Here is a 15,686-nt window from a genome sequence, read left to right on the forward strand (position 1 = left end):
GGGTGAACCCGCTCCTACAAGGGCCCGCGCAACCTTTAAGGGCGGCGCAATACCTGTGTAGGAGCGGGTTCACCCGCGAATAGGCCGGCAAAGCCAACCCAAAATCATCGCTCATCCTCCTTCCACGGCGCCTGCAAATACCGCGTGCGGTTGAAGGTTTCCAGCCACTCCGGGCAAAACACCACCAGCGCACTGATGACCATGCCGTTGATGAACGCCTCGGGGAACATCATCAGCCACAGGTAGCCCACAAAGTCGCTAAGCCACTCCGGCAGGGCAAAACGCCCATCCAGCCATAACACCCCCAGCGCCGCAGGCACGCAAACAAGCACGGTCAGCGCCGCAGGAAAGAACCCCGAACAAAAGATATAAACGAACAGGTTCCGCGGCTGCGCACGCTCGACCAATATCGCGCACACCTCGGTAATCAGCACCGGCAACCCCACCAGCAACAAGCCATTCACCCCAAGCGCCGCCAAATCCTGACGCCCCAGCGCCAGCAAACCGAGCTGGGCCATGAACCCACCCAACACCGCCAGCGGCCAGTCCAGCAACAGGGTAACCGCCGTCATGCCAATGAAGTGGTACGACACGCCGGTATCAAAATCGCGCCTCACCAGCCACAGCGCAAACAGGCAGAACACCGTGCCAAACAGCAGATGCTGGCGGCGCCGATCAGTAAACAGTTCAACCCAGCGAACCCGGCTGACCGCCCAGATCAGCAACGGCACATAACCCAGCCAACCAAGGGTAAGGGTAGTGCCGGACAACACCTGCGCGCTGATCACCTGAACAATGCCCCTTGCGGCCATGTGGATAAACCGAGTCTACACCCATTCTCCATTTCCTTTGGCTGCGGTAGGCTGGCGCCTCATTCGATGCAGGAAGCATTGGTCATGCCCGAAGGACCCAACCCCGCCCTGCTGCTGGCAGCAGCACTCAACGCCATCATCGGCGTACTTCACCTGGCCATCATCGCCGTCGGGCCGCGCTGGTACCGTTTGTTCGGGGCTGGCGAGCGCATGGCCGTGGCCGCTGAAAACGGCCGTTGGTATCCAGGGCTGATCACCGCCGCCATCGCCTGCGTGTTGCTGAGCTGGTCGGCGTATGCGCTGTCGGCTGCCGGGGCAATCGGGCGGTTGCCGCTGCTGCTGCCGGCCATGTGCCTGATCACCCTGGTGTACCTCGCGCGCGGCCTGCTCGGGCCCAGATTGCTGGCCGGCACCGGGCGCTCACGGCGTTTTATCGTGGTCAGTTCGCTGATCTGCCTGGGCTTCGGCCTGGTGCACCTGGTCGGGCTGGTGCAGCAGTGGCCGGTGCTGAGCTGATTCCCACACTTAAACAGCATCTTACCGTCATCGTTTAGCGGCTAAGCTTGTCTGCATGGATGACTCAGACTACCTGCGCCTGCTTACCATCCAGGCCGAACAAGCCAATGCCTTTCTCTCCAACGCCCGCAAGTGGGAGCGGGAGCGATGGGTGTGCCAGCGCCTGTTGCAGGGGTTGAACATTCCCTACCGCAGCGAGGACTTCACCCCGGCCGGGCAAGAGCCACCCGACGTGCTGTTCCGCGATGCGGCCTTCGAGGTGTTTTTCGTGCTCGACGAGGGCCGCCGGCTCAACGATGAATGGCGCGAAGAGCTGCAACGCCGGCGCAGTGCGTTTTCCCTGGCGCAGCTGGTGCGCCGCGAAGCGCGCCCGCGGCGCATCAGTGCCACCGAACTGCTTGGGCGCCTGGCGCCGACCTTGCGCAAGAAGGCGCACAACTACCGGGAACGCGGGCTGGAGCTGAACGAGCTGGACATCATCGCCTTCGCCAGCCTGAAGCGCGAAGTGCTCGACCTCAATACCCACTTCCCGCCGCCCACCGAATACCTGCGCCAGGGCTGGCGCTCGCTGTCGCTGGTCGGGCCGACCTTTGCCCGGGTGCTGTTCGCCCACCCCGACGCGCCTGATTTCCTGCGCGGCAACCTGGGCCGCAGCATTGTTTTCGACGTGGGCATCAGTCTTTGATCCAGTGCAGCGAATGTTTGCGATGGCGTACACTCGTTGCCAGGGATAGAAAGCATTATCATTTGTTTCAAGCGCTTGCGCGAACGCTGTAGCGTTTGCGCAGTCACAAACGTCTACCTGACGAGGCCCACCATGACCAGCCGCCTGAACCCGGAAGATCAGCGTCGTGTCGATGAGTATCTGCGAGCCCCCCAGCACCAAGTCGAGCGCCGGCCCTTCCGGCCCTGGCTGCTCCTTGTGCTGGTACTGGCCGTGACCATCGGGTTGGGTCTCATCAGCCGCCTGCTCAGTGGACTGGTGCTATGAGCTGCTTCGCGCTCGCCCTCCCCTCGTGCAGTTTGCGGCCGCCCCACAGGGGCAAGAATTCCGTAAACCTTATGAGATATCCCCATGACTCATCGCATCGTGATTGTCGGCGGCGGCGCCGGCGGCCTGGAACTGGCGACCCGCCTGGGTAAAAGCCTGGGCAAGCGCAAGCAAGCCGAGATCACCCTGGTCGACGCCAACCTCACGCACATCTGGAAGCCACTGCTGCACGAAGTGGCCGCCGGCTCGCTGAACTCCTCGGAAGACGAACTGAACTACGTGGCCCAGGCCAAGTGGAACCACTTCAACTTCCAGCTGGGGCGCATGAGCGGCCTGGACCGTGAAGGCAAGCAGATTCAACTGGCCGCCACCCTCGACGAAGAGGGCCGCGAGCTGCTGCCTGCGCGCACCCTGGGCTACGACACCCTGGTCATCGCCGTGGGCTCCAACACCAACGACTTCGGCACCCTGGGCGCGGCGCAGCACTGCCTGTTCCTGGATACCCGCAAACAGGCCGAGCGCTTCCATCAGCAGCTGCTGAACCACTATCTGCGCGCCCACGCCGGTGATGTGGCCAGCGAGCAGATCAGCGTCGCCATCGTTGGCGCCGGTGCCACCGGTGTAGAGTTGGCGGCCGAGCTGCACCACGCTGCCCACGAGCTGGCTGCCTATGGCCTGGACCGCATCCAGCCCAAAGACATGCACATCACCATCATTGAAGCGGGCCCGCGGGTACTGCCGGCGCTTCCGGAACGCATCAGTGTGCCGGTGCACAAGACCCTGGAAAAGCTCGGCGTTAAAGTGCTGACCAACGCTGCCGTCAGTGAAGTGACCGAAGATGGCCTGAAAACCAAGGACGGTGAAGTGATCCAGGCCAGCCTGAAGGTGTGGGCGGCCGGTATTCGTGCGCCGGGCTTCCTCAAGGACATCGATGGCCTGGAAACCAACCGTATCAACCAGCTGGTCGTGCGCCCTACCCTGCAGACTACTCGCGACGACAACATCTTCGCCTTTGGTGACTGCGCCGCCTGCCCGCAACCTGGCAGCGACCGCAACGTGCCGCCACGCGCGCAGGCTGCGCACCAGCAGGCTTCGATGCTGGCGCAGAGCCTGAAGGCGCGACTGGAGAACAAGGCGCTGCCGACCTACGAGTACAAGGACTACGGCTCACTGGTGTCGCTATCGCGCTTCTCGGCGGTGGGCAACCTGATGGGTAACCTGATGGGCAGCGTGAAGCTGGAAGGCTGGCTGGCGCGGATGTTTTATGTGTCGCTGTACCGGATGCACCAGATGGCGCTTTATGGGTTCTTCCGTACGGCGTTGATGATGCTGGGTAGCAAGATTGGCCGGGGTACCGAGCCGCGCCTGAAGCTGCACTGACAGGCATCGACAATCACCTGTGGGAGCGGGTTTACCCGCGAATGCGGCAGTGCAGCCACCATCGTATTCGCGGGTAAACCCGCTCCTACAGGGGGCGGTGTGGCAAAGAGAGACAACAAGGACCTGCACTGAAGGGTGCATTTTCCCGAGACAAAGAAAAAGGGCATCTCATGCGAGATGCCCTTTGTTCATGGTGGGTCGTGTAGGATTCGAACCTACGACCAATTGGTTAAAAGCCAACTGCTCTACCAACTGAGCTAACGACCCAAAAATGGTCGGGGTGAGGGGATTCGAACTCCTGACATCCTGCTCCCAAAGCAGGCGCGCTACCGGACTGCGCTACACCCCGTGGTGCTTCAAAAAAAAGGGCATCTCTTTGAGATGCCCTTCTTTACATGGTGGGTCGTGTAGGATTCGAACCTACGACCAATTGGTTAAAAGCCAACTGCTCTACCAACTGAGCTAACGACCCGGAAAATGGTCGGGGTGAGGGGATTCGAACTCCTGACATCCTGCTCCCAAAGCAGGCGCGCTACCGGACTGCGCTACACCCCGAGATGGCTCCGCGACCTGGACTCGAACCAGGGACCCAATGATTAACAGTCATTTGCTCTACCGACTGAGCTATCGCGGAACTGAACTTCGGTACTACTTCCGATTTTCTACTCCGAAGACTGTGTTCGCTTCAGACTCTTTAGCTTCGCTGCTTTCGCTTTGTCGCTGCTGAGGCCGGCTATTCTACATTCTTCGTTTTGCTTGTCAACCACTTTTTTTCATTCAACTTACTGATTTGTAAGTTGTTTTGCGGTCACCGGTGTTGCTGGTGATTCGCTTAGTGCCTGACAACGCGGCGTATATTAGGGGCACTCGAAATTTGATGCAAGCAAAAATTTCAAAAATTTCAGCGGGTTATCCAGGTAGAGCTGAAGAGCCCGGATTTGCTGGGTTGTGCCGGCCCTTTCGCGGGTAAACCCGCTCCTACAAGGGACTGCACACCCCGCAAAATCTACACCGACCCGTAGGAGCGGGTTTACCCGCGAAAAGGCCGGCACAGGCAACCAGGCAAAAAAAAGCCCCGCAGATGCGGGGCTCTTGGCGAAACAAATCAACCAAAGACGATTTCGTCGCCTTCCACCTTGGCAGTGATCGCCGAACCCGGCACAAACTTGCCGGCGAGAATCAGCTGCGCCAGCGGGTTCTCGATCCAACGCTGGATCGCCCGCTTCAGCGGCCGGGCGCCGTACACCGGGTCGTAACCTACGGCAATCAGCTTGTCCAACGCCTCCGGGCTCAGGCTCAGCGACAGTTCGCGCTCCAGCAAGCGGCTGCGCAGGCGGCCCAGCTGGATTTCGGTGATGCCGGCAATCTGCTCGCGGCCCAGTGGCTCGAACACCACCACTTCGTCGATGCGGTTGATGAACTCCGGACGGAAGTGCGAACCCACTGCATCCATCACCGCCGCACGTTGCGCCTCGCGGTCTCCCATCAGCTCCTGGATCTGCGCCGAGCCCAGGTTGGAGGTCATCACGATCACGGTGTTGCGGAAGTCCACGGTGCGCCCGTGGCTGTCGGTCAGGCGGCCGTCTTCCAGCACCTGCAGCAGCACGTTGAACACATCCGGGTGGGCCTTCTCCACCTCATCCAGCAGCACCACCGAGTAAGGCTTGCGCCGTACTGCCTCGGTCAGGTAACCGCCCTCTTCATAACCTACGTAGCCTGGTGGTGCACCGATCAGGCGTGCCACGGAGTGTTTCTCCATGAACTCGGACATGTCGATACGCACCATCGCCTCTTCGGTGTCGAACAGGAACTCGGCCAGCGCCTTGCACAGCTCGGTCTTGCCCACGCCGGTCGGGCCGAGGAACAGGAACGAACCACTGGGCCGGTTCGGGTCGGACAGCCCGGCACGCGAGCGGCGTACGGCGTTGGCTACGGCAGTAACTGCCTCGCTCTGGCCGATCACCCGCTGGTGCAGCAGCGCTTCCATCTTCAGCAGCTTCTCGCGCTCGCCTTCGAGCATCTTGGCTACCGGAATACCGGTCCACTTCGACACCACTTCGGCAATTTCTTCCTCGGTCACCTTGTTGCGCAGCAACTGGTTCTCGGTCTTGCCGTGCTGGTCGACCATTTGCAGGCTGCGCTCCAGGTCCGGGATCACCCCGTACTGCAGCTCGGCCATGCGGCTGAGGTCGCCTTTACGACGGGCGGTTTCCAGCTCCTGGCGGGCCTGCTCGATCTTTTGCTGGATCTGCGCCGAGCCCTGCACTTCGGCCTTTTCCGAGGCCCAGATTTCTTCCAGGTCGGAATACTCACGCTCCAGCCGCTCGATTTCCTCGGTCAGCTTCTCCAGGCGTTTTTTCGCCGCCTCGTCTTCTTCCTTCTTCAGCGCCTGCGATTCCACCTTCAGCTGGATCAGGCGGCGATCAAGGCGGTCGAGCACTTCCGGCTTGGAGTCGATCTCCATGCGGATGCGGCTGGCCGCTTCGTCGATCAGGTCGATGGCCTTGTCCGGCAGCTGGCGGTCGGTGATGTAGCGGTGGCTGAGCTTGGCCGCTGCAATGATTGCACCGTCAGTGATGGCCACCTTGTGGTGCACTTCATAGCGCTCTTTCAGGCCACGCAGAATGGCGATGGTGTCTTCCTCGCTCGGCTCCTCGACCAGCACCTTCTGGAAGCGGCGCTCCAGGGCGGCGTCCTTCTCGATGAACTGGCGGTACTCGTTCAATGTGGTGGCGCCCACGCAGTGCAGTTCGCCACGGGCCAGGGCCGGCTTGAGCATGTTACCCGCGTCCATGGCGCCCTCGCCTTTACCGGCGCCAACCATGGTGTGCAGTTCGTCGATGAACAGGATGATCTGGCCTTCCTGCTTGGACAGCTCGTTCAGCAGGCTTTTCAAGCGTTCTTCGAACTCGCCGCGGTACTTGGCACCGGCAATCAGCGCGCCCATGTCCAGCGCCAGCAGGCGCTTGCCTTTCAGGCCGTCGGGCACTTCACCATTGATGATGCGCTGGGCCAGGCCTTCGGCGATGGCGGTTTTACCCACGCCAGGCTCACCGATCAGCACCGGGTTGTTCTTGGTACGGCGTTGCAGCACCTGCACGGTACGGCGGATTTCGTCGTCACGGCCGATCACCGGGTCCAGCTTGCCTTCTTCGGCACGCTTGGTCAGGTCGACGGTGTACTTGTCCAGCGCCTGGCGTGATTCTTCGGCGTTGGCGTCGTTGACGGCAGCGCCACCGCGCAGGTTGTTGATGGCGTTTTCCAGGGCCTTCTTGGTCACGCCCTGGCTCAACAGCAACTTGCCGAGCTTGCTGTTCTCGTCCATGGCGGCCAACACCACCAGCTCGCTGGAGATGAACTGGTCACCCTTTTGCTGGGCCAGGCGGTCGGCCTGGTTGAGCAGGCGCGCCAGGTCCTGCGACATGTTCACGTCGCCGGTGGGGTTCTGGATTTTTGGCAGTTGGTCGAGCTCTTTCACCAGCGCCTGGCGCAGGCTGTTGATGTCGAAGCCTACTTGCATCAGCAGTGGCTTGATGGAGCCGCCCTGCTGTTCAAGCAGCGCCTGCAGCAGGTGCACGGGCTCGATGGCTGGGTGGTCCATGCCAACGGCCAAGGATTGGGCATCGGATATTGCTAATTGCAGCTTGCTGGTCAAACGGTCTATTCGCATGGTGTACCTTCCTTTAAAGGGCAGGTCGGAGCGATGGACAGCGCCTGTTTATAAAGAAACCTGCCTGAGATGACCTTATAGATAAGGCTGATTCTGGAAGATTCAAGCGTAGCGGGGTTGACCGGGGTCAACCTGTTGGATTGGTGCTGGGGCATTCGCGGGTGAACCCGCTCCCACAGGATTACCTACAGTTTCAAGGGCTGTGCAGCCCTCTGTAGGAGCGGGTTCACCCGCGAAGAGGCCGGTACAGGCTAACGAGGTTCCAGCCACACCAGGGAAGCAAACCGCCCACCCTGCGGCGTACGGCGGTAAGAGAAGAACCGCTGATCACTGACCGTACACCAGCCACCACCATAAACAGCGGTCACGCCACAAGCAGCCAGGCGAATACGCGCAAGCTCATAGATGTCGGCCATCAGCTTGCCCGGCCGCTCGCCGTCGACAAAGGCCCGCGCCGCTTCAGGATGCACCGCAGTAAAGGCATCCCGCACTTCCAGCCCCACTTCGAACGCCTGCGGGCCAATCGCCGGCCCCAACCACACCAGCACCTCTTCCGGCGCCAGCGCCAGGCGGTCCAACGTGGCTTCAAGCACGCCTCCAGCCAGCCCGCGCCAGCCAGCATGCGCTGCCGCCACGCGGGTACCCGCCCGGTCGCAGAACAGCGCAGGCAGGCAATCGGCAGTCATCACGGCACAAGCAATGCCAGGCTGGTCAGTCCAGCTGGCGTCAGCCTCGGCCACCACGGCCGGGTCGGCATCCGCCACCACCAGCCCGTGTACCTGCTTTAACCAGGCCGGCTGGATGGCGAACTGGTCGCTCAGGCGGCGACGGTTCTCGGCGACTGCAGCAGGGTCGTCCCCTACATGGTCACCCAGGTTGAAGGCTTCATAGGGCGGCAAGCTGACGCCGCCCTGGCGGGTGGTGACACAGGCGCGTACCGAGGCCGGGGCCGGCCAGTCGGGGAACAGCAGCGACTGCGTCAGGCCACTCATCCGATAAAGCTCTCGCGGTCCTGGTTCAGCAGCGACAGCAACCAGACGAAGTCGTCCGGCAGCGGGGATTCCCATTTCATGATTTCACCGGTAATCGGGTGAGCCAAGGCCAGGAAACGCGCATGCAGCGCCTGGCGCGGGAAGGTTTTCACCGCCTCGACCATGGTCGGGCTGGCTGCCGGCGGAATACGGAAGCGCCCGCCGTACGTCTGGTCGCCGACCAGCGGGAAGCCAACGTGGGCCATGTGCACGCGAATCTGGTGGGTACGGCCGGTTTCCAGCTTGACGCGCACGTGGGTGTGCGAGCGGAAGCGCTTGAGTACACGGTAATGGCTGACCGCCGGCTTGCCACCGTCGGTGACCGCCATGCGCTGGCGCATGCCGCCATGGCGGCCGATCGGGGCGTCGATCTTGCCACCGGCAGTCACCACGCCAATCACGATGCACTCATAGATGCGGCTGACCTTGCGCGCCTGCATCTGCTCGACCAGCTTGGTCTGCGCCTGCAGGGTCTTGGCCACCACCATCAGACCGGTGGTGTCCTTGTCCAGGCGGTGCACGATACCGGCGCGTGGTACGTTGACGATGTCTGGCACGTGGTGCAGCAGCGCATTCAGCAAGGTACCGCTGGCATGCCCGGCGGCCGGGTGCACAACCAGCCCGGCAGGCTTGTTGATCACCATGATATGGTCGTCTTCGTAGACGATATCCAATTCGATATCTTCTGCGATCCACTCACCCTGGGCCTCTTGCTCGGCCTCCAGGGTAAGCTGCGAGCCACCATAGACGAGGTCGCGAGGGCGCACGACGGCACCATCGACCGTCAGGCGGCCCTCTTTGATCCACGAAGTTAGCCGCGAACGCGAGTACTCGGCGAACAATTGGGCGGCGACCTGGTCGAGGCGTTGGCCGCCCAGTTCGGACGGTACCTCTGCGCTAAGTTGAATGATCTCGGACATGCTCGATTCGGCGGGCGCACAGCCTTTGGTTTCGGCTGCGAGCTTGTGGTTAAATACGGCTTCTTTTGTCCCGGGGTTGGCCGGGGCGCTCATCATAACAGGACGGCACCGCCCAAGACAGCGGCCGTCTAAAGGGACGCAAGCCGCCATGCAAGTGAAACACCTGCTGCTGATCGCCATCCTTGGGCTTACCGCGGCCTGTTCCTCCAATAAGGAAGTGATCGACGAGAACCTCAGCGAGGCCGAGCTGTACCAGCAGGCGCAAGCTGACCTGGACAACTCCAGCTATACCAGCGCCGTGAACAAGCTCAAGGCCCTGGAATCGCGCTACCCGTTCGGCCGCTATGCCGACCAGGCGCAGCTCGAGCTGATCTACGCCAACTACAAGAACTCCGAGCCCGAGGCTGCCAAGTCGGCTGCCGAGCGCTTCATCCGCCTGCACCCGCAGCACCCGAACGTCGACTACGCCTACTACCTCAAGGGCCTGACCTCGTTCGACCAGGACCGTGGCCTGCTGGCGCGCTTCCTGCCGCTGGACATGACCAAGCGTGACCCGGGTGCCGCCCGCGACTCGTACAACGAGTTCGCCCAGCTCACCAGCCGCTTCCCCAACAGCCGCTACGCGCCCGACGCCAAGCAGCGCATGATCTACCTGCGCAACCTGCTGGCCGCGTACGAAATCCACGTGGCTGACTACTACCTGGGCCGCCAGGCCTATGTGGCCGCTGCCAACCGTGGCCGCTACGTGGTGGAAAACTTCCAGGAAACCCCATCGGTCGGCGACGGCCTGGCCGTGATGGTCGAGTCGTACCAGAAGATGCACCTGGACGAACTGGCCGCCAGCAGCCTGGAAACCCTCAAGCTCAACTACCCGAACCACCCGAGCCTGGTCGATGGCGAGTTCCAGCCCAAGCAGACCGAGTCTGACGGCCGCAGCTGGCTGTCCACGGCCACCCTGGGCCTGATCGAAACCGACACCCCGCTGCCGCCGGGCGAAACCCGCGCCAACCAGGACGTGGTCAAGCAGTTCCAGGATGCGCGCGACGAGATGCCGCAAGAGCTGCTGCCTAAAGATGAAAACGGCGACCCGATCGTGCCGGAAGGCCCGAAAGAAGCCGAAAAAGACCGCTCCTGGTTCAGCTACATGACCTTTGGCATGTTCGACTGATCCGCAGCGGTAAGTGAAAGGGAGGCCCAGGGCCTAATGCCGGTCAGTTAAGAAAAGGCAAGGTGTTCTCCATGCCTTTAGCAGCGCCTATTCGATCGAGCGCCGCCCGCGCGGCGATTCGCGGCACAAGGCCGCTCCCACATCTGTTTCGGGCCAGTTACTCCTGCCACCTGCGCACTCGCACCCTGGGTGCATGGCTGGAGATTGATGAAGAGCAGCGGCGCCCCCTTCGATATTGAAGGGAACAAACAAGGCGGACAGCGGTGACCTCACAGGACTGACTGGCCCGAAACAAACAGTGGGAGCGGCCTTGTGCCGCGAAGCGCCGCGTGGGCGGCGCTCGGTATAACAGGCAACCAAAAACCCCAGGCAAGCACCTGTCAGCCCTTACCGCTTAACTGACTGGCATTAGGCCCAGGGCCTCCCTTTTTTATTGGCCGCGTCCTAGACTGGTGGCTTCTTCAACCGACAAGCTGGACACCATGGTTCGCCTACTTTTCTGGATCGCCCTGATCGCCGCCGCGTTCTGGCTGTGGCGCAAGTTCAAAGTCAGCCAGCAGTCGCACCCCGAGGCGAAGCTGGATGCGCCACTGACGATGGTGCGCTGTGCCCATTGCGGCGTGCACCTGCCCAATGATCGGGCGCTGCAGCAGGGCAATGAGTGGTACTGCAGCCAGGCACACCTGCAGCAAGGCCCCGGCCGCCAAAGCTGAGCCCAACCCTGCACTGGCCCTTTCGCGGGTAAACCCGCTCCCACAGGTACTGCACCGCTTTCCAAACCTGTGAGATCCCTGTGGGAGCGGGTTTACCCGCGAAGAGGCCCTTAGCCCAAACGCCCAACTGGGGCATAGGGCGCCGGGTCGATGATCGGCTCACCCCCGGTGAGCAGGTCGGTAAACAGCTGGCACGAAGCCGGCGCCAACACCAACCCGTTACGGTAATGCCCGCAGTTCAGCCACAACCCCGCATGCCCCGGCACCGGCCCGATGTACGGAATACCCTCCGGCGACCCCGGCCGCAGCCCGGCCCAGTGCGCCACCACCGTGGCCCCTTCCAGCTCAGGCAACAACTCCACTGCCGACGCCTTCAAGCTTTCCAGCGCATCCCCGGTCGGGGTCTTGTCATACCCGGCATGCTCCAGCGTACTGCCCACCAGAATGTGCCCATCACGCCGCGGGATCGCATAGCGCCCCTTGGCCAGCACCATGCTCGACAAGAAGTCTTCGGCACATTTGAACAAAATCATCTGGCCCTTCACCGGCTCCACCGGCAACTCAAGGCCAAGCGTGCGCAGCAGGTCGCCACTCCAGGCGCCAGCACTGAGCACCACCTCATCCGCCGCCAGCACACCGTCGGCCGCCTGCACGCCAGTCACCCGCCCGCCCTGCTGCACGAAGCCGGTGATCTGGCAGTGCTCGCGCAAGGTCACGTTAGGCAGCGCCAGCAGCGCCGCCTTCAGCGACTTCACCAGGCGCGGGTTGCGCACGTTGGCCACGCCAGCCATGTAGATAGCCCGCTTGAACCCCGGGCCCAGCACCGGCACCGCATCATAGGCCGCCGAGATATCCACGGCACTCAGCGGCCGCTGCTCACGCTCGGCCCAGGCCAGTGCCTCGGCTTCGTCGTCCAGGTCGAGCCAGTACAGGCCGGTGGTGTGCACTTCGGGGTCTATGCCGGTGCTGGCGAACAAGCGCTCGCCCAGCTGTGGATAAAAGTCCTGCGACCAGTGCGCCAGCGCAGTCACTGCCGGGCTGTAGCGCCACGGGTACAGCGGCGAAACGATGCCACCACCGGCCCAGGACGATTCACGGCCAACCTCGCCCTGGTCACAGACCACCACCTGGCCGACCTTGGCCGCCAGGTTGAACGCCGTCAGCAGGCCAATCACCCCGCCGCCGACCACCACTACTTGCTTGCTCATCTGTCGATCCAACACCTGAAGTAAAACCGCGATGCACCGGGCATCATTCAACCTTCAGCTTCCCCAGCAGTGTGCGCTGTGTTCAACGGCACCCGGATTGCGCTGCACGCCGGCCTGGTCGAGCTGGAAATCGCCACAGCCATCCTGCGCCATCAGCCCATGCGGCAGCCGCCGGGCGCGCAGCGTGAAGGTGTCGCTGTCGCGCTGGGCCTGCAGGCTGTAATAGCGGGTACCGTCGGGCAAGGCTGGGTCGCCCTCGGCGTATTGGCCGGTGCGCACACGGTGGCGCTCCAGGCGCAGGGCGGCATCATGCAGCAGGCCAACCACTTCGCTGCGTGCGGCTCGCCGAAGCTGGTCGCTGTAACTGGGGTAGGCAATGGCTGCCAGAATGCCGGTCACGGCCAGCACAATCAACAACTCGATCAGGCTCAAGCCTTGCTGCATGTCAGTCTCCTCTCAGTCTTTGCCGCCAAGTAATGCGCCGGCTTGTATCGCCGGCCACGGCGTAGACGGCTTCCAGTACATGCCTTGACTGGGTTTGCTTGCTGACGGCAGTTATCCGGAACAGGGTGAACTGCTGCCCTTCCGGCATATGTGCGGCGCGCTTGCTCGGCCCAAGATTCTGCAGCTGGAAATAACCATTTGGTGTGCCTTGCCACTGCCCGGCCAGATCGTGCGGTCGAGCGGGCGGCATGCACGCGGTACACCGATCAGGAGGTGCCCGCTTGAGCTCGCTCTCCCCTGTTTGCAGCGCGGCCTCAGCTTCTTCGAACGCCAACAGACCATCGCGCATGTAGCCGGCCATTCGCGTTTCCACCAAGGCCTCACGCAGGGCCGAGGCCGCCAACAAGCCGAGTAGCAAGCTCAGTACCAACGCCAACAGCAACACGACACCGCGTTGACGCTTCATGGCCCCGGTACCGGGTTGCGCAACGCCACGCTCAGTTCATGGCGGTGTTCGAGTTTGAGCGTGGGCTCGTACAACGTCAGCGTGATGTCGACCCTCTCCCCCAGCAGCGTTTGCACACGTTCGAAGCGCGCCTCTCGTACATTCTCGACCAGCGGCTGGAAGCTTCTGCCTCGCTTGAACCTCAGCCTATTGTCATGGAACTGATAGACGTACTTGCTGATGGGGAACGTCAGTGGGTAGCCCTCTACTGGCTTTTCATCCACGCGCACTTTTTCGATGCAGTCCGTCTGCAAAACCCAGTCACCCTTGCCAGGCTGTCCGGGCAACTCCGCCACCACCAGGCTGAGGGTAGTGGCCTCAACCTCCAGGGGGCGGGCGAAAGCCTGCCGCGCGGCCGGGGCCTCGAAGTCGTCAGGTTTAATCTGCAGGCAACCAAACATCCCCGCCATGCGGATATCCTGCGCCATGCGCAGCAATGCAAGCCGCGCCTCATCCTGCATGCGCACTGCCGTACTTTGCAGGCGCCAAGTCTGGTGTGCGGAGGCAAAAAGCTGGCTGGCCGCTGCCAGTAGCATCAATCCGATGGCCAGCGCCATCACCACCTCAAGCAAACCGAACCCACTCTGACGGCACTTCATCGCCGCCGCTCATGCTCACTGTGCGCCGCCAAGGCTTCCAGACCATCGCGACGCGCCCCGTCTGCGGCCTGCAATGCCTGCAACTGCATCGCTGCCGTTGCGAACATACCCACAGCCACGACCACTACTGCCAACAACACTTCCAGAAGCGTCATGCCCCGTTGCCTTGCGTGCATCCTTGCACCTCCTGCGAATTTTCCCGCGATAGCCTTAAACCTGGGCGACTAGACCGTTTGGCCAGCGAGCGTGAAGCTATAGCCAAGCACTTCCAGGGAGGAATGCACGGTGAAGCAACGAGGTGTAACACTGATTCAAATGTTGTCGGCTTTGGCCGTGGCTGTCTTGCTGACACAACTTGGTGTGCCGGCCTACGCAAGGATGACTGAAGACCTACACAGAGCAGCGGCTGCCCGAGATTTGGCACAGACACTGCGCAGCGCGCGCAGCCATGCGCTGTTGCATGGCCAGAACGTGCTCGTCCATGGAGTTGACAGCGACTGGGGGAAAGGATGGCGCGTAGTGCTGGAGCTCAATCAGCAGGTATTGCGTGAGCAACATCTTTCAAGGCCATTAAGAATCATGGCCAATATAGGCAATCAGATCAGGTTCAGCGGATTGGGCGTCCCAATGAACAAGAACAATGGAATGTTGTTTGGTCGCTTGGAGATTTGTGAGAAAACCGCCGCAACCAGTCTTCAGAGAGTAGTGATGGCCAGCACCGGAAGAATCGACCTGCGCACAGGCAAACCCGAAAAGGACTCGCTGTGCGCAGGTAATTGATCAGATCAGCGACCGAACCCGCAGCTCTTTGGGCATCGAGAACGTGATGTTCTCTTCCCGCCCATCCAGCTCTTCAGCACCAGTGGCGCCCCAGGCCTTGAGCTGCTCGATCACGCCACGCACCAGCACTTCGGGGGCCGAAGCGCCAGCGGTGATGCCGATCTGCGCGGCCTGGTCGAACCAGCCGCGTTGCAGGTCTTCGGCACCGTCGATCAGGTAAGCCGGGGTGCCCATGCGCTCGGCCAACTCGCGCAGGCGGTTGGAGTTGGAGCTGTTCGGGCTGCCGACCACCAGTACCACGTCGCACTCGCCCGCCAGTTGCTTGACCGCGTCCTGGCGGTTCTGGGTGGCGTAGCAGATGTCGTCCTTGCGCGGGCCACCGATGTTCGGGAAGCGTGCACGCAGGGCGTCGATGACACGGCTGGTGTCGTCCATCGACAACGTGGTCTGGGTGACAAAGGCCAGGTGGTCCGGGTCGCGCACCTGCAGGTTGGCAACATCCTCCTCGTCTTCGACGAGGTAGATGGCGCCGCCGTTGCTGGCGTCGTACTGGCCCATGGTGCCTTCAACTTCCGGGTGCCCTTCGTGGCCGATGAGAATGCACTCACGGCCGTCACGACTGTACTTGGCCACCTCGATGTGCACCTTGGTCACCAGCGGGCAGGTGGCATCGAACACTTTCAGGCCACGGCCAGCGGCTTCCTGGCGCACGGCCTGGGAAACACCGTGCGCACTGAAGATGACGATGACATCGTCCGGCACCTGGTCCAGTTCTTCGACGAAGATGGCGCCGCGGTTGCGCAGGTCTTCCACCACGAACTTGTTGTGCACCACTTCGTGGCGCACATAGATCGGCGGGCCGAAGACTTCCAGCGCGCGGTTGACGATCTCGATCGCCCGGTCGACCCCCGCGCAGAAGCCGCGAGGGTTGGCGAGTTTGATTTGCATG

The 15,686-nt window shown here is 62.1% G+C and carries 17 protein-coding genes and 5 tRNA genes; 7 read left to right on the plus strand and 15 right to left on the minus strand.

Going from position 1 to position 15,686, the window contains the following annotated elements; genetic code table 11:
• Positions 1-104: 104 nt before the first annotated feature.
• Positions 105-812: an energy-coupling factor ABC transporter permease gene (locus ACIP1G_RS06745; RefSeq protein ID WP_400734886.1), complete on the minus strand. Its 708-nt coding sequence runs from the start codon at positions 810-812 to the stop codon at positions 105-107.
• Between the two features lie 84 nt (positions 813-896).
• Between ACIP1G_RS06745 and ACIP1G_RS06750 the strand changes: the two genes are divergently transcribed.
• From ACIP1G_RS06750 to ACIP1G_RS06765, 4 genes are all read left to right on the plus strand, one after another.
• Positions 897-1,328 carry a hypothetical protein gene (locus ACIP1G_RS06750; protein WP_400734887.1) on the plus strand — a complete coding sequence of 144 codons (432 nt, stop codon included), beginning with the start codon at positions 897-899 and terminating at the stop codon, positions 1,326-1,328.
• A 55-nt stretch (positions 1,329-1,383) separates the two neighbouring features.
• Positions 1,384-2,013 (plus strand): DUF1780 domain-containing protein, encoded by a 630-nt coding sequence (locus tag ACIP1G_RS06755; RefSeq protein WP_013970766.1) that lies wholly within the window; start codon positions 1,384-1,386, stop codon positions 2,011-2,013.
• Between the two features lie 132 nt (positions 2,014-2,145).
• On the plus strand, positions 2,146-2,319 hold the full coding sequence (locus ACIP1G_RS06760) for a DUF3094 domain-containing protein (protein ID WP_008091951.1): 174 nt from the start codon (positions 2,146-2,148) through the stop codon (positions 2,317-2,319).
• A gap of 84 nt (positions 2,320-2,403) precedes the next feature.
• Positions 2,404-3,699, plus strand: a complete 1,296-nt coding sequence (locus ACIP1G_RS06765; protein ID WP_027918231.1) for an NAD(P)/FAD-dependent oxidoreductase — start codon at positions 2,404-2,406, stop codon at positions 3,697-3,699.
• A 191-nt stretch (positions 3,700-3,890) separates the two neighbouring features.
• On the opposite strand, the gene ACIP1G_RS06770 is transcribed toward ACIP1G_RS06765, so the two are convergent.
• The 8 genes from ACIP1G_RS06770 to rluD form a co-directional block, all read right to left on the minus strand.
• Positions 3,891-3,966 (minus strand) — tRNA-Lys (locus ACIP1G_RS06770).
• Positions 3,967-3,971: 5 nt separating this feature from the next.
• Positions 3,972-4,048: transfer RNA gene (locus ACIP1G_RS06775), tRNA-Pro, on the minus strand.
• A gap of 47 nt (positions 4,049-4,095) precedes the next feature.
• A tRNA-Lys gene (locus tag ACIP1G_RS06780) sits at positions 4,096-4,171 on the minus strand.
• A 6-nt stretch (positions 4,172-4,177) separates the two neighbouring features.
• Positions 4,178-4,254: transfer RNA gene (locus tag ACIP1G_RS06785), tRNA-Pro, on the minus strand.
• Positions 4,255-4,257: 3 nt separating this feature from the next.
• Positions 4,258-4,333: transfer RNA gene (locus tag ACIP1G_RS06790), tRNA-Asn, on the minus strand.
• A gap of 471 nt (positions 4,334-4,804) precedes the next feature.
• Positions 4,805-7,369, minus strand: coding sequence for an ATP-dependent chaperone ClpB (gene clpB, locus ACIP1G_RS06795; RefSeq protein WP_400734890.1), 2,565 nt, complete (start codon positions 7,367-7,369; stop codon positions 4,805-4,807).
• 251 nt (positions 7,370-7,620) lie between these two features.
• Positions 7,621-8,361: a peptidoglycan editing factor PgeF gene (pgeF, locus tag ACIP1G_RS06800; protein ID WP_400734892.1), complete on the minus strand. Its 741-nt coding sequence runs from the start codon at positions 8,359-8,361 to the stop codon at positions 7,621-7,623.
• Positions 8,358-9,320, minus strand: a complete 963-nt coding sequence (rluD, locus tag ACIP1G_RS06805; protein ID WP_400734894.1) for a 23S rRNA pseudouridine(1911/1915/1917) synthase RluD — start codon at positions 9,318-9,320, stop codon at positions 8,358-8,360. Before rluD ends, pgeF begins: the two co-directional genes overlap by 4 nt.
• A gap of 148 nt (positions 9,321-9,468) precedes the next feature.
• Between rluD and ACIP1G_RS06810 the strand changes: the two genes are divergently transcribed.
• Both ACIP1G_RS06810 and ACIP1G_RS06815 read left to right on the plus strand, forming a co-directional pair.
• Positions 9,469-10,488 carry an outer membrane protein assembly factor BamD gene (locus ACIP1G_RS06810; protein WP_400734896.1) on the plus strand — a complete coding sequence of 340 codons (1,020 nt, stop codon included), beginning with the start codon at positions 9,469-9,471 and terminating at the stop codon, positions 10,486-10,488.
• Between the two features lie 482 nt (positions 10,489-10,970).
• Positions 10,971-11,201 (plus strand): PP0621 family protein, encoded by a 231-nt coding sequence (locus ACIP1G_RS06815; protein ID WP_400734897.1) that lies wholly within the window; start codon positions 10,971-10,973, stop codon positions 11,199-11,201.
• A 110-nt stretch (positions 11,202-11,311) separates the two neighbouring features.
• Here the strand turns inward: ACIP1G_RS06815 and thiO are convergent, their stop codons facing one another.
• The 5 genes from thiO to ACIP1G_RS06840 are packed head-to-tail and all read right to left on the minus strand — an operon-like array spanning position 11,312 to position 14,133.
• On the minus strand, positions 11,312-12,409 hold the full coding sequence (thiO, locus tag ACIP1G_RS06820) for a glycine oxidase ThiO (RefSeq protein WP_400734899.1): 1,098 nt from the start codon (positions 12,407-12,409) through the stop codon (positions 11,312-11,314).
• A 54-nt stretch (positions 12,410-12,463) separates the two neighbouring features.
• Positions 12,464-12,853: a type IV pilin protein gene (locus ACIP1G_RS06825; protein WP_400734901.1), complete on the minus strand. Its 390-nt coding sequence runs from the start codon at positions 12,851-12,853 to the stop codon at positions 12,464-12,466.
• Position 12,854: 1 nt separating this feature from the next.
• On the minus strand, positions 12,855-13,319 hold the full coding sequence (locus tag ACIP1G_RS06830; protein ID WP_400734903.1) for a hypothetical protein: 465 nt from the start codon (positions 13,317-13,319) through the stop codon (positions 12,855-12,857).
• Entirely contained in the window at positions 13,316-13,957 is a 642-nt protein-coding gene (locus ACIP1G_RS06835) for a PilW family protein (protein ID WP_400734905.1), read from the minus strand. Before ACIP1G_RS06835 ends, ACIP1G_RS06830 begins: the two co-directional genes overlap by 4 nt.
• Entirely contained in the window at positions 13,954-14,133 is a 180-nt protein-coding gene (locus ACIP1G_RS06840; protein ID WP_400734907.1) for a prepilin-type N-terminal cleavage/methylation domain-containing protein, read from the minus strand. The genes ACIP1G_RS06835 and ACIP1G_RS06840 overlap by 4 nt, the downstream gene beginning before the upstream one ends.
• Positions 14,134-14,242: 109 nt before the next feature.
• Between ACIP1G_RS06840 and ACIP1G_RS06845 the strand changes: the two genes are divergently transcribed.
• Positions 14,243-14,737 (plus strand): GspH/FimT family pseudopilin, encoded by a 495-nt coding sequence (locus tag ACIP1G_RS06845; RefSeq protein ID WP_400734909.1) that lies wholly within the window; start codon positions 14,243-14,245, stop codon positions 14,735-14,737.
• Here ACIP1G_RS06845 and ispH read toward each other — a convergent pair whose 3' ends face one another.
• Positions 14,738-15,685 (minus strand): 4-hydroxy-3-methylbut-2-enyl diphosphate reductase, encoded by a 948-nt coding sequence (gene ispH, locus ACIP1G_RS06850; RefSeq protein WP_400734911.1) that lies wholly within the window; start codon positions 15,683-15,685, stop codon positions 14,738-14,740.
• Position 15,686: the final 1 nt, after the last annotated feature.

Origin of the sequence: Pseudomonas sp. NPDC089392 (assembly GCF_044749595.1) — a bacterium.
Classification (GTDB): Bacteria; Pseudomonadota; Gammaproteobacteria; order Pseudomonadales; family Pseudomonadaceae; genus Aquipseudomonas.